Consider the following 21,719-nt stretch of genomic DNA (forward strand, 5'->3'; position numbering starts at 1 on the left):
CGCGAGTCGATCTCCCCCCTTGTGGGGGAGATGTCCGGCAGGACAGAGGGGGGTATGGCTCGGCGGCACCGACATCAGCGACATCGAACCCTCCCCATACCACCACCCCACCTCACGGGCACAACTACCCACCCCACAAAACAAATCCCTCAACCCACTCAACACCCTACCGCCAACCCCACGCTTTTCTCATCCCCACCCCGCGCCGCCCCGCCATACTTCCCTCGTCACCGCACAGGGAGCCGGGTCGCGAACCGGAAGCCCGTACCGCTCGAAATCCGGCGTGCGGTGATGGTTGCCAAGGGGATTAGACGCCGTCAGGGCCGATGATCCACCGGCAAGACCGATCCGAGAGACGCTCCTGTCGGGTCGGGCGAACCGGAAACCGAGGTGATCGGGCAGGCGGACAGCCTGACAACCAATACCACCGACCACAACCCGCCTGCCCTTCCCGTTTCATGACGCCGACCGTCGCGAGGTTTTGCCTCGCGCGCGGGTTTGGCGTGCGTGGTGTTTAATGACGGTTGGCGTTCTGCCGTGTGATACCCCCCTCTGCCCTGCCGGGCCTCTCCCCCACAGGTGGGGAGATTGGCTGGGCGTGCCCGCTCGCTCCACGCTCATTGTTTGGGGATGCCGTCGCCACGAGTCGATCTCCCCCCTTGTGGGGGAGATGTCCGGCAGGACAGAGGGGGGTAACACGCGGCACAACCGAGAGGTAGCTCGCGACAAAACACCCAAAACCACCCTCTCCCCACCCCTCATCTCGCAAATGCGAAACATTTTACCGCAAAGCACAACAAAATACTTTGAATACTATCGAAATCTGAGAATTGCGCGTATATGACGCATCGTGGCTTGCTGTACGCTTTCTCCCAGAGCGCCCCGCCGAGCCACCGCCGGCCCGTTTTGACAACGGCATTCAAAGGAAAATACCCGGCGTCCACAACAGGAGGTACCAAAGTGGCCAGTATAACAACAAGCAATGCTGCGAAGACGTCCGCGTCGTCTCCGGCAGCCAATTATCAGTTTGCGCTCATTGCCCTGACATCGCTGTTCTTCATGTGGGGTTTCATCACCTGCCTGAACGACATTCTCGTTCCGCATCTGAAGAACGTCTTCCAGCTGAACTACACGCAGTCGATGCTCATTCAGCTCTGCTTCTTCGGCGCCTATTTCATCGCCTCGCTGCCATCGGGCGCGATCGTCAAGCGTATCGGCTATAAGTGGGGCATCGTGCTCGGCCTGATCGTCGCCGCCATCGGCTGCGCGCTCTTCGTTCCGGCCGCAAGCTACCGCGTCTACGGCCTCTTCCTCGGCGCACTCTTCGTGCTCGCATGCGGCGTCACGCTGCTGCAGGTCGCGGCCAACCCATACGTCACCGTTCTCGGCCCGCCGGATACCGCCGCAAGCCGCCTGACTATGACCCAGGCCTTCAACGCGCTCGGCACGACGGTCGCGCCGATCTTCGGTGCCTTCCTGATCCTGTCGGCGGCCACCGCTGCCGTTTCCGGCGCCACGCCCGAACAGCTCGACGCGATCAGGGTCGCTGAAGCCGGCGCCGTGAAGTTCCCCTACATGCTGCTTGCAGCCGCCTTCCTGGTGCTATCAGCCGTATTCGCGGCCCTCAAGCTGCCGCAGGTCGAAGGCGATGAGGAGATCGAACCGATCGTCGGCGGTGGTTCTGCCTGGCAGTTCCGCCACCTCGTCCTCGGCGCCATCGGCATCTTCGTCTATGTCGGCGCCGAAGTCAGCATCGGCAGCTTCCTCGTCAACTTCATGAGCCAGCCCGACATCGCCGGCTTCTCGGAAGCCGACGCCGCCCATTACGTCTCCTATTTCTGGGGTGGCGCCATGGTCGGTCGCTTCATCGGCGCGGTCGCCATGCGCTATGTCGACGATGGCAAGGCGCTCGCCTTCAACGCGGCCGCCGTCATCATCCTGCTGCTCGTCACCGTGTTCACGACCGGTCACACCGCCATGTGGGCGATCCTCGCGGTTGGCCTGTTCAACTCGATCATGTTCCCGACGATCTTCTCGCTCGGCCTCTATGGCCTCGGCAAGTTTACCAGCCAGGGCTCTGGCATCCTGTGCCTGGCGATCGTCGGCGGCGCGCTCCTGCCTGTCCTCCAGGGCGTTCTTGCCGACACCATCGGCATCCACCTCGCCTTCCTGATGCCGATCGTGTGCTACGCATACATCGTCTTCTACGGCCTGAAGGGTCACCGCCCGGTATCGCACCAGATCGCGCGTCACGCCTGATCGATAAAATCGCGCCCCGCCGCACTGGCGGGGCGTTTCCACTCTTGCGCCATCACACACGTCTTGGCATGTTGCCGCGCAACAATAGGTGGAGAAACTGCCAATGAAGGCCTTGCTGCTGATCGACATCCAGAACGGGTTCTGCCCCGGCGGAAACCTCGCGGTTCCCGATGGCGACAAGGTGGTCCCGATCGCCAACCGGCTGATCGCGAGCGACCGATACGACCTGATCGTCGCCTCGCAGGACTGGCATCCGGAAGGCCACGGCAGCTTCGCCTCCTCTCATGAAGGCAAACAACCCTTCGAACTCCACGAACTCTCAGGCAAGCCGCAGATGATGTGGCCGGACCATTGCGTACAGGGCACGAAAGACGCCGAGCTTCATCCCGAGCTCAGGGTGCCCGAGATCGATGTGATCTTCCAGAAGGGCGAGAAACACCACGTCGACAGCTACTCCGCCTTCCGCGACAATGACCAGGACGCCATCACCGGCCTTGACGACTATCTGAAGGAACAAGGCGTCACCGAGCTCGACCTCTGCGGCCTCGCCACCGATTACTGCGTCAAGTTCTCGGCGCTCGATGCGCTCGAAATGCTCCCCGGCGTCAAGGTGCGCTTCATCGAGGACGCCAGCCGCGGCATCACGCCGGAAGGTGTGACGGCAGCGATCAAGGAAATGCGCGAAAGCGGCATCGACATCGTCACCAGCGAGCAGCTGATCGGCGAAGCCTAGAGCAATTCCAGCAAAAGTGCAGCGCGGTTTTGCGTCCGGAATTGCGTAATAACAAATGCTCTAATCTCCCGCCTCGCGCTGCAACTGATAGACATCATCCGAGAAATCATCGATGCGCCGCGCCAACGCCGCCTGTGCATCGTCGATACCCTTTCGATAATAGGCGGCCCCCACTTCCTTGGCGAAGAAATCAAGCACCAGCTCGGCCTTCAACAGGCCGATCGGCTGGTCGAGCTCACGGTCGAAGTGGTGCTGGATGCGCGCGATCAGCGCCGCCTTCTCGTCCTTGGAAAATTCGATCGGCTTCATCATCCCCTCTTTTGCTTCACGGCTACTGCATTGGCACCGTTCAGCGAAATCGATCGGTCAATCAAGGAAATTCGCTTGCGGCCATAGCCGCCTCCCCTTAGAGGGGTTCCAAATTCCAGGAGGATGATCGCCGATGTCACGCGCGAATTTTATCGACGGCCTGCGCGGCGGTTTCCCGATTGCGCTGGCCTCCGCCCCGTTTGGCGCGCTGTTCGGCGCGCTGGCCGCCGATCACGGCATGTCGCTGTTCGAACTCACCTTCATGAGCGCCACCGTCTATGCCGGCGCCAGCCAGATGGTCGGTCTCGAGCTTTTCGGCCATGACGTCCAGGCATGGCTGATCGTCGCCTCCATCCTCGCCGTCAATTTCCGCCACGTGCTCTATTCGGCGGCGATCGCGCCTTACATCAAGCATTTCACCAAGCTGCAGAAGTTCTTCACCTTCTTCCTGCTTGTCGACCCGCAGTTCGCCGAAACGGTGAAGCGCGGCGAAGCCGGAAAGCCGGTGACCTTCTCCTGGTATCTCGGTTTTGGCCTGATCATCTACGTCCCGTGGACGCTGGTCAGCCTGCTCGGCGGCACACTTGGCCGCTATATCGGCGATCCGAAGTCGATCGGGCTGGATATCCTGCTGCCGGCCTATTTCCTCGGCATCGTTCTCGATTTCCGCCACCGCGACAACTTCATCCCCGTGGCAGCCGTCAGCGCCGTCGCCTCGGTCGTCGCCTATCACTATGTCGGCTCGCCCTGGCATGTGAGCCTTGGCGCTGCCGCCGGCATCCTGCTTGCCGCCTTGTTCCCGCCGCCGCCGACGGCGCAGGAACTCGAATCCGATCTGCACGAGGTGTGACGTGACCTTCGATCCCCACATGTTGCTGATCATCCTGGCGGCCGCCGTCGCAACCTATGCGACGCGCATCGGCGGCTATATCCTGATCACCACGATGAAGCGCATTCCGCCGAGGATGGAAGCGGCCCTTGCCGCCGTGCCGGCAGCGGTTCTGACCACGCTCGTCGCCCCCGCCTTCTTCACCGGCGGCTGGGAAACCAAGCTGGCACTGGTCGTCGCCCTTCTGGTCGGCCTGCGCGTCTCGCACACATGGATGCTGGTCGCCGCCTGGGCGGTCGTCATGGCCTGGCGCCACACGATCGGCGGCTGACGCGGCGACCGATCAAACGGTCGCCGCCCCCACAGTTTCAATAGTTCTCAATATTCCAGCGGCAGCGTCGCGTTTTCCAGCCACGCCTTGACCTCGTGGTCATGGATCAGCGGCATCAGCGCTTCACGCGTCTTCACGTGATAGTCGTTGAACCAGTGCAGCTCGTCATGGGTGAGAAGCTCCGGAATGACGAGGCTGCGGTCGATCGGGCAGAAGGTCAGCGTCTCGAAGCTCAGCACCGGCATGTCGCCACCATCGACGGGCTCGGCATCGCGCACGTAGATCAGGTTCTCGATGCGGATCCCGAACGCGCCCGGCCGGTAGTAGCCCGGCTCGTTGGAGAGGATCATTCCCGGCAGAAGCTCCTGCGTCGACATCCGGGAGATACGCTGCGGCCCTTCATGCACCGAGAGATACGAGCCGACGCCGTGACCCGTGCCATGGCCGAAATCGGCCCCTGCCCGCCACAGCGCGATGCGCGCCAGCGGATCGAGATCGCAGCCGCGCGTCCCCTTCGGGAACCGCGCCGTGCTGATCTGGATCATCCCCTTCAGCACCAGCGTGAAGAACCGCTTCTGCTCTTCCGAGACCGTGCCGACGCCCACCGTGCGGGTGATATCGGTGGTGCCGTTGATATACTGCGCGCCGGAATCGATCAGGAACAGCTCGCCCGCCTCAAGCTTGCGGTTGCTCTCGGTCGTCACCCGGTAGTGCATGATCGCCGCGTGCGGTCCGGCACCGGAAATCGTGTCGAAGGAGATGTCCTTCAGCGGGTTCTGCATGCTTTGCCCGACCTTGGCGCGCGCCGCCTCAAGCTTCTCGGCGACTTCGATCTCGGTCACCGTGCCGGGCTTGGTCTGCGCCAGCCAGCACAGGAACTCGACCATCGCCGCACCATCCTGCAGGTGCGCTGCCGCCGACCCGTTGATCTCGACGCTGTTCTTCACAGCCCGCGGCAGCTTTGCCGGATCATTGCCCTCGACCACGACACCGCCAGCCGCGCGAATGATGCTGGCGAGCCCGTAGGAGGTGAGATCGGGATCGACGAGCACCCGGTCGCCATCCCTGGAGACCGCCGAAAGCTTTTCCTCAAGCGCCGATGGCGGCAGCTGCACGCACATCTGAGCTAGGTAAGCCTCCTGCTCGATCCCCGTCTTGCGCTTGTCGAGAAACAGGTCGGCCTTGCCGTCGGCATAGATGATGGCGCGCGCCAGCGGATGCGGCGTGTGCGGCACGTCGGCGCCGCGAATGTTGAAGATCCAGGCAACCGAAGAGGGATCGGCGATCAGCACCGCCTTGATATCCTTGGCTTTAAGATCGGCCGCGATCTTGGCGATCTTCTCATCGGCGAGAATACCGGCCTGCGCCACGTTCTGGATGGCCACGGCACCCAGCGGCTCCTGCGGCCGGTCGGCCCAGAGCCTGTCGAGCGGATTGTGCGGAAGGATGACCAGCGAGCCACCGATTGCGTCCAGCGCCTTCTCCAGCCGCTTGACCTCAGCGCCGGAATGCAGCCACGGGTCGATCCCGAGGCGGAGCCCCTTGGCGCCGTGATTGCCGAGCCACAGATGCGGCGGCTCGTTGACGAGATCGCCACCCTTAAACACCGAACCGTCCACCTGCTCGGCAAGCTGCGTCACATAGCGTCCGTCGACGAACACGATCGCCTCAACGCGCGTCACCAGCGCCATGCCGGCCGAGCCGGTGAAGCCCGTCAGCCACGCCAGCCGCTCCGAACAGGCCGGCACATATTCGCCGTTGAACTCGTCCGCCCTGGGGACAAGAAAGGCGTCAATCGCAAGTTCGTCGAAACTTGCACGCAGCGCAGAGGTGCGATCGCGGCCGAATTGTGGCGTGGAGGTGACTTCGAAAGACTGGTACATGCTCAAAAACCTGATGTTTGGTCCGACATTCAACACGAATCCGGCAGGCGGAATGCCGCTATGTTATCGGAAAATCACGCGAACGGGAGAAAAACCGCGTCTCGCCGATGACCGAAAGCCGCGTAATATTTGGGCGGAAATGAGGCGCAATTCACCGGCTTGGCACGCTTTATGCATTGGCTGCATGGCTCCCATGAGACAAACCCTCTGCCTCGATTTTTTCAATCGGTTATAAGGCGCTCATCGAATGGTTCAAAGTGAACCGGAAACAAAAGGAATTTTGAAATGACTGCCTCTCTGTCGCGCTCCGCTTACAGCAGCCCGGTACAGGCTGGCGAGCGCCAGACTGTCCGTCATATCATCGGCGCTCGTCGCCCGCTGAACGAAGGCCCCCGCACCATTCTCGCGGGCGCCGCAAGAAGCTACGCATTCTGAGCAACGCGCCGCTCCGCTCTCCTCCTCCCTCACCGGAACGGCGATCAGAATAAGTAGACGTCTGCTTGAGCACTCCTCCTCATCAAGCTCGCAGACATGATCGGGAAACCGGTCGCAAGGCGGTGCCATTGGCGCCGCCTTTTCTTTTTGTCGCGATGTGAAGCGCCAGAACGCAAAAGCCCCGAGGCCATCAGGCGCTCGGGGCTTTTTTATTACGGACCCAGCTCCGGACCTTACGGCCGATCGAGATGGATGGTCACCCAGCCATTGCGCCAGATGGTGCGCACATGCCTCATATGCGCGCCATTATAGGCCGCCAGCACCTTCCAGCGCTGCGATGCCAGAATGCCCGACAGGATCACCGATCCGCCCGGCGCCAGATGCGTGACGAGCTGCGGCGCCATCTTGATCAGAGGCCGCGCCAGGATGTTGGCAATGATGAGATCGAACGGACCATGGTTCGAAAACGCCGTCGAATGGAACCCCGGCGCCGTCTCCGTGACGATACCCGACGCGATGCCGTTGCGGCGCACGTTCTCGGCCGCAACACGGGTAGCGATCGGATCGATATCGGTGGCGAGAACCGGAATGTTCTTCAGCTTGCGCACAGCGATCGCCAGAACGCCGCTGCCCGTGCCGAGATCGAGCGCGTTGCGGACCCGGCGCGAACGCACCACGCGATCGATGACTTCGAGGCAGCCCGCCGTCGTGCCGTGATGGCCGGTGCCGAAGGCCTGGCCGGCATCGATCTCGATGGCGATATCGCCGGAGCGCACCTTGTCGCGGTCGTGCGAGCCATGCACCAGGAAGCGCCCTGCCCGCACAGGCTTCAGCCCCTCGAGCGATTTCGCCACCCAGTCGACATCGGGAATGACCTCGCGCTCGACGGTCATATCCGGGAAAGCTTCGGAAAGCGCCGCCTCGACGCGGACGCGGACGTCATCCTCATCGACCTGCATCATGTAGACGGAGGCTTCCCAGATGTCCTTCTTCTCGTCGATTTCGGTGGTGGCGATGGCGAAGTCTTCTTCGCCGAACACCTCGGACAAAAGGTCGAGCACTTCCCCAGCCAGCACTTCTGTCGTCGTCACATAGAGGCGGATTTCACTCAAGGTCGGTCTTTCCCGTTACAACGCGCCGTCGATCCACGGCGGCGGCGGCGTGTCGTATCCCGCAACGCCGGTCAGCAATCTTCGTTGGAATGCAGGTAGTCTAAAAAGCACCGGCACCGCAAGGTTCCGGATCGAAATAGCCAGTCGATTGCGCATCGCAATCAGCCTTGTCAGCTGCCGCGTCTGCTTCAGCACCGTCTTCACCGCCGGCAGCCGCAGGCGGCTGTACTCGCTCTCCCGCCCCTCGGAAATCAGATAGGCGAGCCAGCAGGCATCCTCGATCCCGAGATTCATGCCGCGGGCGCCGGCCGGCGAATGGATATGGGCGGCATCGCCGGCCAGAAACACATTGCCCTTGGCCATTTCTTCGACATGGCGGAAATGAATACGAAACTCCGAGGCCCAGAGGCGCTCCGCCACCGGCCCGGGATGGACGATCTTCGTCTCGAAATCCGGCAGCGTCGAAATGAACCGCAGCACATCGCGCTCGACCGGGATCCGGCCGATCATCCCGGGATCGACCAGCTGCATCTCGATGAAATGCGGATCGATTTCCTTTTTGTAGCGAAAGTCGGCGAGATAGAAGCTGCTCTCCATCGCCTCGCCCGGAAAGCCGATGCCGACAGCCTTGCGCACCACCGAATGCGCGCCATCCGCCCCGATGACGATGTCGAACGTCGCGGTTTCGACCGTCCCGTCAGGCTTGCGCAGCGTGACGACGGGCTTGGCATCGCCGGATACCTTCTCGATCGCAGTCTGCCACTCGGGATCGACCTCGTAATCATCGAGCTTGCTTAAGAGCAGTCGTTCGGTGTGGCCCTGCGCGAGCGCGTAAATGGCGCTGAAGCGCCCCGGCAGCTTCGTGGTGTCGACCGTCGCCAGGCCTTTCCCCTCGGACGTCGCGCGAAACTGCGCGATCTGCTGCGCCTCCTGCAGGATGGCATCCGTCACCCGCGATGGACCAAGCAGCGTCAGCGTACGGGCATTGACGCCGAGAGCTCGGCTTTCGGCAAGCGGAACGGGACCGACGTCATTGTCGACGACACGCGGCCTAAAGCCGCGTCGGGCGAGCTCGATGGCAACGGTGAGACCGGTCGTGCCGGCGCCTGCAATCAGAATGCTGCGATGCCCCGGCGCCATGATCTCATCCCTTGTTGGCGAGGTTCTCCAGCTTTTTTACCGCCGTATCGGGATTTTCGCCATAGGCGATCGTTCCAGCGAAACGCCCTTGGGAATCGAGCAGGAACACCGAGGCCGTGTGATCCATCGTGTAGTCGCCATTGGGGTTGTTTTCGTCGACCGGCACCTTCTTGGCGTAGACGCGGTAACCCTTGATCACCTCGGCCACCTTGTCGGGCGCCCCCGAAATGCCGACGATCCGCTTGGAGACGTTCGACACATACTGGTTCATCACATCGGGCGTATCGCGCTCCGGATCGACGCTGACGAAATAGGCGTGCAGCTTGTCGCCATTGGGATCGACCTGCTTCAGCCAGCCATCCAGCTCGAACAGCGTCGTCGGGCAGACCTCGGGGCAATGGGTGAAGCCGAAGAACACCGCCGACGGCTTGCCGCGAAACGCCTGCTCGGTGATCGGCTTGCCATCCTGGGCGACAAGCGTGAACGGCACGCCGAACGGACCGTCGGAGGCGACCTCCTTGGTCTGCGTCACGTTCAAGGTCAGCCATCCCAGGATACCGGCCATCAGAAACACGGCAACCCACACGGCGATACGCACTGTTTTCATCGATAATTTCCTCGCCCGGGAAAGCAATCCCGTCCCCTTGCCTGATATCGCGTCGCCGGCAGCCGCGCAATTCAACAACACGTTTTTCGGGCCGTGATGAATTGCCTCACCCCATGCTGATCGCAATCGCAGACCGGCCGTTTATCGTTAGCAAATACTTAAAAAGTCATTGGCATATTTAGCCCCGGATAGGACGCTCGCCGTTCGACTGACATGATGTCCGGCTGGAGCTTGTTCCCGCATATCCGCTTGCTGGCGAATGAGAACATGACCGCGCTCATCGCGGGAGGGGACAAGTCTTCACATGACAGACATGACAGTGCGTAAGAGCCTTTCCGTCAGCCAGAGGCTCGGAACGCTCGCCGGCGCGGCATTGATCGGCTTCGGCGCGATGATGGGCATCGGATGGTATGAAAACATCACGGTGCGCAAGGCGCTCGATCGGGCCAACGAAATCCAGGCAAGCGTCGACTACATCAACGAGATGCGCACCGCCAACCTCACGCTCATTCTGGCGGCGATGGACACCATCGTCGATCGCGACAGCAAGGTGGTCACGGCGGAACGCCTGAAGCTGATGAACGATTCGATCGCGCAGCTCTCGAGCGGCGCCAGCCAGATGCGCCTGCTCGCCGACGAAATGAACGCCGCCGCCCTCGTCTCGAATTATGACGGCGATGTCGCCGCCCTCAAGCAGAGCATTCTCGGCGACCTCAAGAATGCCGTCGAGACCGGCGCGCCTGAAGCCGCCTTCGACCAGCTGGACGACGCCATCGACAGCGGCGGCGACAAGCTGACCACGACGCTGGACAAGCTCGCCATCGACGGCGGCGCCATCGCCAAGAAACGCATCGAACAGGCAAACGCGATCTCCGAGGATGCCGTCTACATCCAGATCGGCCTCGGCATCATCGCCATGCTCTGCATGGCCGGCCTCCAGTATATCCATGGCGGCTCGATCCGCCGCGGCATCGAGAGCGTTCGCGCCAGCATGCAGCGGATCACCAATGGCGATCTCGACAGCCCCGTGCCCGCCACCCTACGTGGCGACGAGATCGGCGACATGGCCCGCGCCGCCGAAGGATTTAGGCAGGCGGCGATCGACAAGCGCGCGCTCGAACAGCGCAGCGAAAGCGAGCGCCAGCAATCGGACGCCGAGCGCCGCAGCCGCGACGCCGCCAAGCTCGCCGACACCGAAGCGCTCAACACCGCCGTCACAGCGCTCGGCCAGGGCCTGAAGCGCCTTGCCGCCGGCGATGTGACCGCGACGATCGTAAACGCCTTCAAGCCGGAGCTGGAGGGCCTGCGCGCCGACTTCAACCAGACCACCGCGACGCTGCGCCAGACGATGACCGAGATCACCCGCAACGGCACCTCTATCCAGGCCAACGGCCGGCAGATGCGTTCGGCCGCCGACGACCTCGCCAAGCGCACCGAGCAGCAGGCAGCCTCGCTGGAACAGACATCGGCGGCACTCGACCAGATCACCACCACCGTGCGCAACGCCACCAACCGTGCCGAGAGCGTCGGCCAGATGGTTGCCCACACCCGGGAGAACACCGCCAAGTCCGACATCGTCGTCAACGACGCGATGGCTGCGATGGAACGCATCGAGACGGCCTCGCGCGAAATCGGCCAGATCATCAACGTCATCGACGAGATCGCTTTCCAGACCAACCTGCTCGCGCTGAACGCAGGCGTCGAGGCGGCGCGTGCCGGCGAGGCCGGCAAGGGATTCGCAGTCGTGGCCCAGGAAGTGCGGGAACTCGCCGTGCGCGCCGCCAACGCCGCCAAGGACATCAAGACGCTGATCGGCAAATCCGGCGCCGAAGTGAAGACCGGCGGCGAGCTGGTGACGGCCGCGGGACAGGCTTTGCGCGAAATCGGCGAAGATGTTTCGCGGATCGATGAACATGTTAAATCAATCGTAACCTCTGCACGCGAACAATCGGTAGGACTGAACGAGATCAATACAGCCATCAGCCAGATGGACCAGGTCACGCAGAAAAACGCGGCCATGGTGGAAGAGACGAACGCGGCAAGCCATACGCTTGCCACCGACGCCGACCACCTGATCCAGCTGATCGGCACGTTCAATATCGGCGAGGGCATGAATGCCCGTCACACGCCGCGGGAAGCATCAGCAGCCTCGCATCCGAAATCATCTCCCGCCCGAGCCCTCATCGGCAAGGTCGCGGGCGCATTCAGCGGCGGCAGCGCCGCACGAGCCATGGCCGCTCCGGCCGGAGACAACTGGGAAGAATTTTGATCATGAATAGCACTGTCATCAACCAGACCGGTTCTCATTTAGAGATCGTGTCCTTCCATCTCGGCGAGCAGGAATTCTGCATCGACATCATGGCGATCCGCGAAATCCGCGGCTGGGCGCCGGTGACCCCGATGCCGCACACGCCGCCTTACGTTCTCGGCCTGATCAACCTGCGCGGCGCCGTCATCCCGGTCATCGACATGGCCTGCCGCCTCGGCATGAAGATGACCGAGCCTTCCGAGCGCTCCGCCATCATCGTCACCGACATCGCCGGCAAGCTGGTCGGCCTTCTGGTCGAGCAGGTTTCCGACATGATGACCATCAAGAGCGAAGACCTGCAGCCGGCGCCGGAAATCATCCCGGAAGAGCAGCGCGCCTTCTGCCGCGGCATCGTGGCCCTGGAAAAGACCATGGTCTGCTTCCTCAATCTCGACACCGTCATCGCCGACGAACTGGCCCGCGAAGCCGCGTAAGCCGGATCGAGCACCTCGACACGAAACAGCCGGCGACGGCATCCGTCGCGGGCTGTTTTCATTTCAATCGGCAGCCAGCCTCAGCCTAGCCCGAAATCTCGACGGAGAAGGCAAAGCGCGCGGTCTTGCCCGCTTCGAGCGTCTGGCTGGAGGGCCGCTCGGCAAGCGCCTTGGAGCCGCCATTCTCGGCCGCCATGCCATGCCAGGGCTCGATGCAGATGAAGGGCGCGCCGGGCTTCTGCCAGAGCGCCAGATTTGGCAGGTTCTCGAAGCTGAAATGCAGCGTCGGCCCACCCTCGGCACTATAGCGCAGCCCCTCGCCCGCTCCCTCGGGAAAGACCATCGCATCCTCATCGAACATCCTGTGATCAAGCACCAGCCGCCCGTCCTTGAACGGCGAAGGATGCTTGGCGAACGACAACAGCCCGCCGGACAGGCGGATGAGCGCCGGCTCGGCGCCATTGTCGAGCGTGATCACATGATCGCTCCCCTCGGCACCCGGCAGCGGCCAGACGAAGGCGGAGTGAAAACCGAGCCCGAACGGCATCGGCCGCGTGTCGCGATTGGTCACTTCTGCGGCGACCGTCAGCCTGCGGCCCTCAAGGCTGTGCTCGACTGCCAGAACGAAATCGAACGGATAGACCGCCTTGGTGGCCTCGGACGCCGCAAGTTCGTAGCGGCACATCGTATCGCTGGACGCGGCAAGCGCGAACTCCGACCGGCGGGCAAAGCCATGCTGGTTCATCGGATAGCTCTTGCCCTCGATCTCGACCGCATCGTCAGGCGCCTTGCCGACGATCGGAAACAGGATCGGCGACCGCCCGCTCCAGAAGGCAGCATCGCCGTTCCACAGCAGCGAACGCCCATCGCTGGTATCAAGCGCCTGCATCTCGGCACCCAGCGACGACACGTCGACGCTCAGAAACTCGTTTGCTATCCTGTAGTTACCAGCCATCGTCAGTCCTCTTCCATGTGATCTCCGGCGCGGACCTTATCCGCGCCGCATGACGATTGCCATATCGCACGAGACGACAAGAACAGGCTTCACCGAAAGTTGCGCGCCCTATTGCGGCTTGCCATTTTTCCAGGTCACCGTCTGCCCGTAGAGCGACACGGTGGAAATCGCCATCTTCGCCGATCCGTTGGTGAGCTCGCGCGAATGCGCCAGATAGATCAGCGTGTCGTTCTGCTTGTCGTAGATGCGGGTTACGACGAGCTTCTTCCAGACCAGCGAGATGCCCGACTTGAACACCTCGTCCCCGCCCTTCGAGAGGTCGATGTCACCGATCTCGATCGGCCCGGTCTGATGGCAGGAAATAGCGCTGTTCGAAGGATCCTCGAACCAGTTGCCGTTCTTGACGCGATCAATGACGCTGCGGTCGAAATAGCTCACATGACAGGTGACGCCCTTGACCTCGGGATCGGCCACCGCATCGACAAGGATATCATTGCCGATCCAGTCGACCCCCACCTTGCCGACGACATCCGCGTACGCGGCACCTGCGGACACACCAGCCAGAATGGCTGCGGAAAGGACGAGATTGCGAAGTCTGGACATGGCGGTATTCCCTCAGCGGCGCTTCAATGTTGCGCAAGCTAAGATAGGCGGGGCCTGCCGCATGGCAAGAAACCCCATGCCCATGAATCGAGCCCAGGAAGCGAGGCATACCGCGCCGGCTTCACCGCCAGCAGGAACCCGCGCCGCTAGCCCTTGCGGCAGGTGCAGGGCTCATAGCCGCGCGACGTCAGCCGCCCCGGCTTCATGCCAATGAATTCGGGGATCGCATGCACCGCCGCAGCCCCCACATGCCGCGCCATGGCAATCGCCGCCTGCGCGCAGACGGCGGCATCCTCGGCGGCATTGTGGTGCACGAAACGCAGACCGAGATGATCGGCCAGAATATTCAGCCGATGCGACAGGAAATGCGGCCAGATCCGCTGCGACATCTTCAGGCTGCAGAGATAAGTGAGCTCGGGATAGGCCTGCCGGTAGCCATCGAGACAGGCGCGCCAGACGCTGAAATCGAAGGAAGCGTTGTGCGCGATCATCGTCGCGCCCCTGAAGTCATCGACGAACTCGTCCATCACTTCAGGAAACTCCGGCGCATCCTCGACATGTTCAGGCCGAATACCATGGATGGCGATGTTCATGCCGGAAAACCGCATCTCGCGAGGCCGGATCAACCGCTCCTCCACCCTTGTCACCACCCCATCCTCGATCCAGGCAAGCCCGACCGAGCACGCGCTGCCGCGGCTCTCGTTGGCGGTTTCGAAATCGATGGCGATGGTTTTCAAGGAGTGGGTCCGATTCTCTAGTATCTCCAAGACATACCGGCAGCCGGCCGGTGAGGCAAATACTCGGATGGGTTGACAAAAATGGCGACATATCGCAACCTCGCACCATGATCGCCAACGCAACCATGATGACCCTTCATATCACCACGCCCCATCAAGGGTGCGCGGGTGCTGTGCTGTGTTGAACGCATAGCGATCATCCCGAGAACCCTGCCGAGGCGAGCAGGGTTTTGGGAACCGGCTCTCCTCGTATCGACAAAGGAGAGCCAGAATGCCCAGAGACCCTGAAAATCCGCAGCCTGATAAAGCCGCACCGGCCGGAGACATCCGCGTGCGCGCCCTGCTTTCATCGGACGCCGAAGCAATCGCCGAGTTGACGAACCTTCCCGGTTTTCGCGCCGGCACGCTGCGTCTGCCCTACCCATCGGTGACCGAGGTTCGCAAGCGCGCGGAGAACCCTTCGCCCGGCGCACTCAATCTCGTCGTGACGCTCGATGACAAGATCGTCGCCAGCGGAGGTCTCAACCGCTTTTCCGGGCGCCGGCAGCACGTCGCCAGCATCGGCATGGGCGTGCATGATGATTTCGTGGGCCGCGGTTTCGGCAGAAGGCTGCTGGCGGCGATGGTCGAGGCGGCGGATGACTGGCTCGACATCAAACGCCTTGAGCTCACCGTCTACACCGACAACGAACCCGCCATCGCGCTCTACCGAAAATTCGGCTTCGAGCAGGAAGGACTGCTGAAATCCTTCGGGTATCGCGCCGGCGAATACGTCGACGCCTATGCCATGGGGCGGTTGCGATGAGTGCACGGTGGTCGGCAATCAACCGATCACCGTCTACCAAACGCCTGAAACCTCACCCACCGATCAACGCCAGCCACTCATCCTCGTCCATCGTCTGGACGCCGAGTTCCCTTGCCTTGTCGAGCTTCGATCCGGCGCCGGGGCCGGCGACCAGGATGTCGGTCTTCTTCGAGACCGAGCCGGCGACCTTGGCGCCGAGGCTTTCGGCGCGCGCCTTGGCCTCGTCGCGGGTGAATTTTTCCAGGCTGCCGGTGAAGACGACGGTCTTGCCGGCGACGGGGCTGTCGGAAGCGGCGATCTGCTCGGCGGCCTCGGGCATCACCTCGTCCAGCAGGCGGCCGACGACGTCGAGATTGCGCGGCTCCTTGTAGAACTCGACGATGGCGCGGGCGACGATCTCGCCGATGCCCTCGACATTGTTCAGGTCCTGCCACGCGTCACCGCTAAGTGACGAGGCCTCTTTCATCGCGGTCTCGAAGGCCTCGTAGGTGCCGTAGTGGCGGGCGAGCAGCTTGGCGGTGGTCTCGCCGACATGGCGGATGCCAAGCGCGTAGATGAAGCGGTTGAGCGCGATCGAGCGGCGCTCGTCGATGGCGTCGAACAGCTTCTTGACGCTCACCTTGCCGAAGCCGTCGATATTCTCGAGCTTGGTGAGCGTCGAGGCCTCCTGCCGCTTCTTCAGCGTGAAGATATCGGGCGCCGTGCGGATCTTCAGCGCCTCGTCCTCGCTCTCGAAGAAGAAATCGACCTGCTTGGTCCCGAAGCCCTCGATATCGAAGGCGTTGCGCGAGACGAAATGCTTCAGGTGCTCGGTCGCCTGTGCGCGGCAGACGAACCCGCCGGTGCAGCGGGTGACGGAATCAAGCTTGCCGGTCTTCTCGTTGCGCTCCCGCACCGCATGCGATCCGCAAACCGGACACGTTTTCGGAAACACATAGGCCTCAGCCCCCGCCGGTCGCTTCTCCATCACCACGTCGAGCACCTGCGGAATGACGTCGCCCGCCCGCTGCACGATGACGGTATCGCCGATGCGGATATCGTGGTCGTCCTCGCGGATGCGCTCGCCGGAATTGCCAATGCCCTTGATGTAGTCCTCGTTGTGCAGCGTCGCATTGGTAACGACGACGCCGCCGACGGTCACGGGCGTCAGCCGCGCCACCGGCGTCAGCGCGCCGGTACGGCCGACCTGGATGTCGATGTTCTCGACCGTCGTGAACGCCTGCTCGGCCGGGAACTTGTGTGCAGTCGCCCAGCGCGGGCTGCGCGAGCGGAAGCCGAGGCGCTGCTGCAGGTCGAGCCGGTCGACCTTGTAGACGACGCCGTCGATATCGTAGTCGAGATCGGGGCGCTGAAGACCGATCTCACGGTAATGGCCGAGAATGTCCTCGACCGAGGACAGCCGCTTCATCAGCGGATTGATGGGAAAACCCCATTTGCCGAAGGTCTCGACCATGCCCATCTGCGTATCCGACGGCATCTCGGAGATTTCGCCCCAGGCATAGGCGAAGAAGCGCAGCTTACGGCTCTCGGTCACCTTGGCGTCGAGCTGGCGCAGCGATCCCGCCGCCGTGTTGCGCGGGTTGACATAGGTCTGCTTGCCCTCGGCCTCCATCTGCGCGTTGAGCGCAAGAAAATCGCTCTTGGCCATATAGACCTCGCCGCGCACCTCGACGATATCAGGCGCGTCCGCAGGCAGCGTGTTCGGGATCTGCTTGATGGTCTTCACATTTGCGGTGACGTTCTCGCCCGTCGTGCCGTCGCCGCGCGTGGCGGCGCTCACCAGCTTGCGGTTCTCGTAGCGGATCGACATCGACAGGCCGTCGATCTTCGGCTCGGCGGTAAACGCGATGGAGCCGTCAGGCAGCTGCCCGAGGAAGCGATAGACCGAGCCGATGAAGTCCTGCACGTCCTCGTCGGAAAACGTGTTGTCGAGCGACAGCATCGGCCGCGAATGGGTGATCGGCGCGAAAGTCGGCAGCGGTGCGGCGCCGACCCGGCGCGATGGGCTGTCATCGCGGACGAGTTCGGGAAAGCGCTGCTCGATCGCATCGTTGCGCCGCTTCAGCGCGTCGTACTCCGCATCCGAAATCGCCGGCTGGTCCTTGCCATGATAGAGCTCGTCATTGCTGGCGATCTCGGCTGCCAGAAAGGCAAGCTCTGCGGCGGCCTGTTCTTCGCTCAGGGTTTCGACGGGCGTTTGGTTGGCGGCGGACATGGCAGACTCCCTTTGAGGAGTCGTTTTCTAGAGCAATTTTCACGAAGGAAAAAGCGCCGCTTTTCGGTTGTCAGCAACTGGTTACAGGTCGGTCCGATGATCGACTGGACGGATCGCCATTGCCGACGCTCTCGCCCGCAGCCTACTCGCCCGCCGTCAACAGCCGCTTGGCGGCCGCCCTCGCCTCTTCCGTTACGGAAGCGCCGGCCAGCATGCGGGCGATCTCTTCGGTGCGGTCGTGCGGCTCCATCGTCGCCACGCGGGTGGCGATCTTTTCGGAGCCCTCGGAAGCCGGTCCCTTGGAGATCAAGAGATGCGTCGCGGCCCGTGCGGCCACCTGCGGCGCGTGGGTGACGGACAGCACCTGCACCTTGGCCGACAGCCGCTTCAGCCGCTGGCCGATCGCATCGGCGACAGCGCCACCGACGCCGGTGTCGATTTCGTCGAAAACAAGCGTCGGCGCCGAGCCGCGATCGGCAAGCGCCACCTTGAGCGCCAGCAAAAAGCGCGACAGCTCGCCGCCGGATGCGACTTTCATGATCGAGCCGGGGCGCGTGCCGGGGTTGGTCTGGACGTGGAATTCGACGACGTCGATGCCCTCGGCGGCGGCCTCTTCCGGGTTGGAGGCGATCTCCACCATGAAGCGGGCGCGCTCAAGCTTCAGTGCCGGAAGTTCGGCCATGACGGCTGCGGCAAGCGCCTCGCCGGCCTGGTGGCGCTTGGCCGAGACCACCTGCGCGGCCGCCTCATAGGCGACCTTCGCGACGCCGACCTCGGCCTCGAGCTTGGCAAGCTTTTCCTCGCCGGCGTCGAGATCGGCCAGATCGTTGCTCATGCGGATCGCCAGCGCCGGCAGTTCGGTGACCGGCACCGAATATTTGCGCGAGGCGCCGCGCAGCGCGAAAAGCCGCTCCTCGACGCGCTCGAGTTCCTTGGGGTCGTATTCCGTCTTGCGAAGTGCGGCTTCGACTTCCATCTGCGCGTTGGACAGCTGGTCCAACGCCGCGTCGAGCAGCGCCACGGTGTCCTCAAGCAGGCCCGGCGCCTCATGGCTCTTTCGCTCCAGCCGGCGCACCAGCGAGGCGATATGGGGCACGGGCGAGGCATTGCCGTTGAGGAACTCGGAGGCTTCGGCGATATCGCCGGCGATCCGCTCGGCCTTCATCATCTTCTGGCGGCGTTCGGCGAGCTCATCCTCTTCGCCGTCCTGTGGCGCCAGCTTGTCGAGCTCCTCGACGGAGGAGCGGATGTAATCCGCCTCGCGCGCCGCCGCCTCGACCTTCTCACGATGCTTCTTCAGCGTCCGCTCGGTGTCGCGCCAGACGCGGTAGAGCTGCGAGACGCCGGCCACCTCGTCGGCGATGCCGGCGAAGGCGTCGAGAAGGATGCGGTGGGCGTGGGTGTCGACCAGAGCGCGGTCGTCATGCTGTCCGTGGATCTCGACCAGCATCTGGCCGGCCTGGCGCATCAGCTGCACGCTGATCGGCTGGTCGTTGACATAGGCCTTGGTGCGGCCATCGGCGCTCTGTACGCGACGGAAGATCAGGTCGCCGTCATCGTCGATACCGTTGTCGCGCAACAGCACGCGCGCCCGGTGATCGGGGCCGACGTCGAAAACGGCCGTCACCTGTCCCTTGTCCTCGCCGTGGCGGACCAGACCGCCATCGCCGCGCCCGCCAAGGGCGAGCGACAGGCTGTCGAGCAGGATGGATTTGCCGGCGCCGGTCTCCCCCGTCAGAACGGAGAGACCCGCCTCGAAGGCAAGATCCAGCCGCTCGATCAGGACGATATCGCGGATCGAAAGCTGGATCAGCATCGGCTTTAAGTACCGAGGAGTTTCTTGCCGGCCTGCGAAATCCACGAGCCCTGATTTTCACGCGGCTCTGCGCCGTTGCTCTTCAGCAGCTTGTAGGAATCCGCGTACCACTGGCTGTCGGGGTAGTTGTGGCCGAGAACGGCGGCGGCCGTCTGGGCTTCCTCGACGATACCCATCGCGTAATAGGCCTCGACCAGACGCGCGAGCGCCTCTTCGACCTGGTTCGTGTTCGGGTACTTCTCGACGACGATGCGGAAGCGGGAGATCGCGGCAAGGTATTCCTTGCGCTCCATGTAGTAGCGGCCGATCTGCATTTCCTTGCCGGCGAGCTGGTCGCGGGCAAAGCGGATCTTCGCCTGCGCGTCGTCGACATATTCGGAGTCTGGATAGTTGTCGATCACGGCCTGCATGGCCTCGACGGTTCTCGACGCAGCGCGCTGGTCCTGCGTCACGTCGACGATCTGCTTGGAATAGGTAAGACCGATCAGATACTGCACATAGGCGGCATCCTTGGACTTCGGATACTGCGCCATGTAGCGGTTGCCCGAGGCCAGCGCTTCGTCGAGGCGGCCCTGGCGGTACTTCACGAAGGTGCTCATCACCAGACCCTTGCGGGCCCATTCCGAGAACGGATTTTCGCGGTCGATCGAATCGAACTTGCGCGCGGCTTCCGCCATGTTGCCGGCCTTCATGTTGGCCAGACCCTGATTGTAGAGAACATCAGGCGGATCGCTCTGCAGGCCAAGCTTGGTAATATCGATATCGGGGTCCGATTGGCATCCGGAAATCAAGGCACCTGCGCTCAGCACCAGGAGCGATGCGAACAAAGCACGCGCTGTCTTCATCATACTTTCAGACCCTGCATAACCCATCGGAACATCCCAAGAGCCGCCATCCCTCAACGGCAGCCACGCCTCGCTGGCGTTTCTAGCCACAAATGCATGGCCAGAGCAACGCATTGATGATGCATTAACGCATTTTTGTGGCGACCCCGCCCATAATCGTCTGTTTTGTCCGGATAATTCTCGATTATGCCCAGCTAAATATCTGCCGCGAAAGGTCTATCGGGAATCACACTTGGCTGTTGCACATAAAGAAACCGCCTCCCGAAGGAGGCGGCCCTGGCCTAAAGAATGCGACGGAGGTCAAGCCGACCAGGGAGCAAATTCAGGAGCGTTGACGCGAATGAAATCGCGCGGGGCAACACGCTGGCGCGGTGCCGAGGTCTCGACCACTTCATAGGCGGTCGGATCGCTGAGCAGCGCCTTAAGCGCATTGGCGTTCATCTTGTGGCCGCCGCGATAGGAGCGGTAGCAGCCGATGAAGGGAGCGCCGGCAAGCGACAGGTCGCCGACGGCATCAAGCGTCTTGTGACGCACGAATTCGTCCTTGGCGTAACGCAGGCCTTCGACGTTGATGACGGTGTGATCGTCGGAGATGACGACCGAGTTTTCCAGCGACGAACCGAGCGCGTGGCCCGAAGCCCAGAGACGTTCCACGTCGCGCATGAAGCCAAAGGTACGGGCGCGCGACAGTTCCGACTTGAAGGTGGCGGCGGTCATATCGCCTTCCCACTTCTGGCGGCCGATCAGCGGCGTGTCGAAATCGATCTCGACTTCGAAGCGCATGCCGTCATAGGGACGGAACTCGCTCCAGGAGCCGCCATGCTCGATGCGAACCGGCTTGGTGATGCGGATGTAGCGGCGCTTGACGCCGAGCGATACCAGACCCACCTGTTCGATGGCGTCGATGAACGGCATCGAGCTGCCGTCCATGATCGGCATTTCGGCGCCATCGACTTCGATGACGACGTTGTCGAGGCCAAGCGCGTAGACGGCGGCCATCACATGTTCGACCGTCGCGACGGAGCGCGCCGGAGAAAAGCCGAGAACGGTGCACAGGTCGGTATTGCCGACCTGCGAGGAAACAGCGCGAAGCTCGGTGACTTCGCCGTTGTCATGCATGCGATTGAATACGACACCAGTGTCGGCTTCAGCGGGGTTGAAGGTAATCGAAACGTCGGCACCAGAATGAACGCCGATCCCCGAAAGAGTGACCGGACGCGATACCGTCGTTTGAAAACCCAACATGCCAATAACCATTAATCTTGCCTTTATTATCCCTGGCGATCCGCTGCGACCCGTATGCCGAAACTCATCCGCCAAGGCTTATTCTCTCCATCGCAGTGCTGCGTCAAGGCGCACGTAG

General features: G+C 62.6%; 20 protein-coding genes. 8 read left to right on the forward strand and 12 right to left on the reverse strand.

What is annotated here, in order from left to right:
* Positions 1-960 precede the first annotated feature (960 nt).
* A complete protein-coding gene (locus ACODTZ_RS14850) occupies positions 961-2,259 on the forward strand; it encodes a sugar MFS transporter (RefSeq protein ID WP_489026622.1) in 1,299 nt (432 codons plus the stop codon).
* Between the two features lie 103 nt (positions 2,260-2,362).
* Positions 2,363-2,992, forward strand: a complete 630-nt coding sequence (gene pncA / locus ACODTZ_RS14855; protein ID WP_489026623.1) for a bifunctional nicotinamidase/pyrazinamidase — start codon at positions 2,363-2,365, stop codon at positions 2,990-2,992.
* A 60-nt stretch (positions 2,993-3,052) separates the two neighbouring features.
* On the opposite strand, the gene ACODTZ_RS14860 is transcribed toward pncA, so the two are convergent.
* On the reverse strand, positions 3,053-3,301 hold the full coding sequence (locus ACODTZ_RS14860) for a DUF2164 domain-containing protein (RefSeq protein WP_477926618.1): 249 nt from the start codon (positions 3,299-3,301) through the stop codon (positions 3,053-3,055).
* Positions 3,302-3,434: 133 nt separating this feature from the next.
* On the opposite strand from ACODTZ_RS14860, the gene ACODTZ_RS14865 reads away from it, so the two are divergent.
* Both ACODTZ_RS14865 and ACODTZ_RS14870 read left to right on the forward strand, forming a co-directional pair.
* Positions 3,435-4,151 carry an AzlC family ABC transporter permease gene (locus ACODTZ_RS14865; RefSeq protein ID WP_018897594.1) on the forward strand — a complete coding sequence of 239 codons (717 nt, stop codon included), beginning with the start codon at positions 3,435-3,437 and terminating at the stop codon, positions 4,149-4,151.
* Between the two features lies 1 nt (position 4,152).
* Positions 4,153-4,461, forward strand: coding sequence for an AzlD family protein (locus tag ACODTZ_RS14870; RefSeq protein WP_018897593.1), 309 nt, complete (start codon positions 4,153-4,155; stop codon positions 4,459-4,461).
* Positions 4,462-4,508: 47 nt separating this feature from the next.
* Here ACODTZ_RS14870 and ACODTZ_RS14875 read toward each other — a convergent pair whose 3' ends face one another.
* Entirely contained in the window at positions 4,509-6,344 is a 1,836-nt protein-coding gene (locus tag ACODTZ_RS14875; protein ID WP_489026624.1) for an aminopeptidase P family protein, read from the reverse strand.
* 285 nt (positions 6,345-6,629) lie between these two features.
* Here ACODTZ_RS14875 and ACODTZ_RS14880 point away from each other — a divergent pair, with 285 nt between their 5' ends.
* Positions 6,630-6,779, forward strand: a complete 150-nt coding sequence (locus tag ACODTZ_RS14880; RefSeq protein ID WP_018897591.1) for a hypothetical protein — start codon at positions 6,630-6,632, stop codon at positions 6,777-6,779.
* A gap of 233 nt (positions 6,780-7,012) precedes the next feature.
* Here the strand turns inward: ACODTZ_RS14880 and ACODTZ_RS14885 are convergent, their stop codons facing one another.
* From ACODTZ_RS14885 to ACODTZ_RS14895, 3 genes are read right to left on the reverse strand one after another with little or no spacing between them, the layout of a single operon-like run.
* Positions 7,013-7,891 (reverse strand): 50S ribosomal protein L11 methyltransferase, encoded by an 879-nt coding sequence (locus ACODTZ_RS14885; RefSeq protein WP_489026625.1) that lies wholly within the window; start codon positions 7,889-7,891, stop codon positions 7,013-7,015.
* Positions 7,892-7,906: 15 nt separating this feature from the next.
* The gene (locus ACODTZ_RS14890; RefSeq protein ID WP_489026626.1) at positions 7,907-9,031 is read right to left on the reverse strand and encodes an FAD-dependent oxidoreductase; all 1,125 of its coding nucleotides are present in this window, start codon (positions 9,029-9,031) and stop codon (positions 7,907-7,909) included.
* A gap of 4 nt (positions 9,032-9,035) precedes the next feature.
* A complete protein-coding gene (locus tag ACODTZ_RS14895; RefSeq protein ID WP_209234862.1) occupies positions 9,036-9,638 on the reverse strand; it encodes an SCO family protein in 603 nt (200 codons plus the stop codon).
* 304 nt (positions 9,639-9,942) lie between these two features.
* Here ACODTZ_RS14895 and ACODTZ_RS14900 point away from each other — a divergent pair, with 304 nt between their 5' ends.
* Positions 9,943-11,907, forward strand: a complete 1,965-nt coding sequence (locus tag ACODTZ_RS14900; RefSeq protein ID WP_489026627.1) for a methyl-accepting chemotaxis protein — start codon at positions 9,943-9,945, stop codon at positions 11,905-11,907.
* Positions 11,908-11,909: 2 nt separating this feature from the next.
* Complete coding sequence (locus ACODTZ_RS14905; protein WP_037110830.1) at positions 11,910-12,380, forward strand: chemotaxis protein CheW; 471 nt, start codon at positions 11,910-11,912, stop codon at positions 12,378-12,380.
* A gap of 85 nt (positions 12,381-12,465) precedes the next feature.
* Here the strand turns inward: ACODTZ_RS14905 and ACODTZ_RS14910 are convergent, their stop codons facing one another.
* From ACODTZ_RS14910 to ACODTZ_RS14920, 3 genes are all read right to left on the reverse strand, one after another.
* Positions 12,466-13,335: an aldose 1-epimerase family protein gene (locus tag ACODTZ_RS14910; protein ID WP_489026628.1), complete on the reverse strand. Its 870-nt coding sequence runs from the start codon at positions 13,333-13,335 to the stop codon at positions 12,466-12,468.
* 108 nt (positions 13,336-13,443) lie between these two features.
* The gene (locus tag ACODTZ_RS14915; protein ID WP_047505780.1) at positions 13,444-13,938 is read right to left on the reverse strand and encodes a CreA family protein; all 495 of its coding nucleotides are present in this window, start codon (positions 13,936-13,938) and stop codon (positions 13,444-13,446) included.
* A 146-nt stretch (positions 13,939-14,084) separates the two neighbouring features.
* Complete coding sequence (locus ACODTZ_RS14920) at positions 14,085-14,675, reverse strand: 3'-5' exonuclease (RefSeq protein ID WP_489026629.1); 591 nt, start codon at positions 14,673-14,675, stop codon at positions 14,085-14,087.
* 271 nt (positions 14,676-14,946) lie between these two features.
* Here ACODTZ_RS14920 and ACODTZ_RS14925 point away from each other — a divergent pair, with 271 nt between their 5' ends.
* Positions 14,947-15,480: a GNAT family N-acetyltransferase gene (locus ACODTZ_RS14925; RefSeq protein WP_489026630.1), complete on the forward strand. Its 534-nt coding sequence runs from the start codon at positions 14,947-14,949 to the stop codon at positions 15,478-15,480.
* 52 nt (positions 15,481-15,532) lie between these two features.
* On the opposite strand, the gene ligA is transcribed toward ACODTZ_RS14925, so the two are convergent.
* The 4 genes from ligA to lpxC all read right to left on the reverse strand — a co-directional run bounded on the left by ligA (position 15,533) and on the right by lpxC (position 21,613).
* Entirely contained in the window at positions 15,533-17,695 is a 2,163-nt protein-coding gene (ligA, locus tag ACODTZ_RS14930) for an NAD-dependent DNA ligase LigA (RefSeq protein ID WP_489026631.1), read from the reverse strand.
* 142 nt (positions 17,696-17,837) lie between these two features.
* Positions 17,838-19,511, reverse strand: coding sequence for a DNA repair protein RecN (recN, locus tag ACODTZ_RS14935; protein WP_112980921.1), 1,674 nt, complete (start codon positions 19,509-19,511; stop codon positions 17,838-17,840).
* 5 nt (positions 19,512-19,516) lie between these two features.
* Positions 19,517-20,383: an outer membrane protein assembly factor BamD gene (locus ACODTZ_RS14940; protein WP_026282828.1), complete on the reverse strand. Its 867-nt coding sequence runs from the start codon at positions 20,381-20,383 to the stop codon at positions 19,517-19,519.
* 273 nt (positions 20,384-20,656) lie between these two features.
* A complete protein-coding gene (gene lpxC / locus ACODTZ_RS14945) occupies positions 20,657-21,613 on the reverse strand; it encodes a UDP-3-O-acyl-N-acetylglucosamine deacetylase (protein ID WP_111562102.1) in 957 nt (318 codons plus the stop codon).
* Positions 21,614-21,719 lie beyond the last annotated feature (106 nt).

It is taken from the genome of Rhizobium sp. FG113, assembly GCF_057809895.1.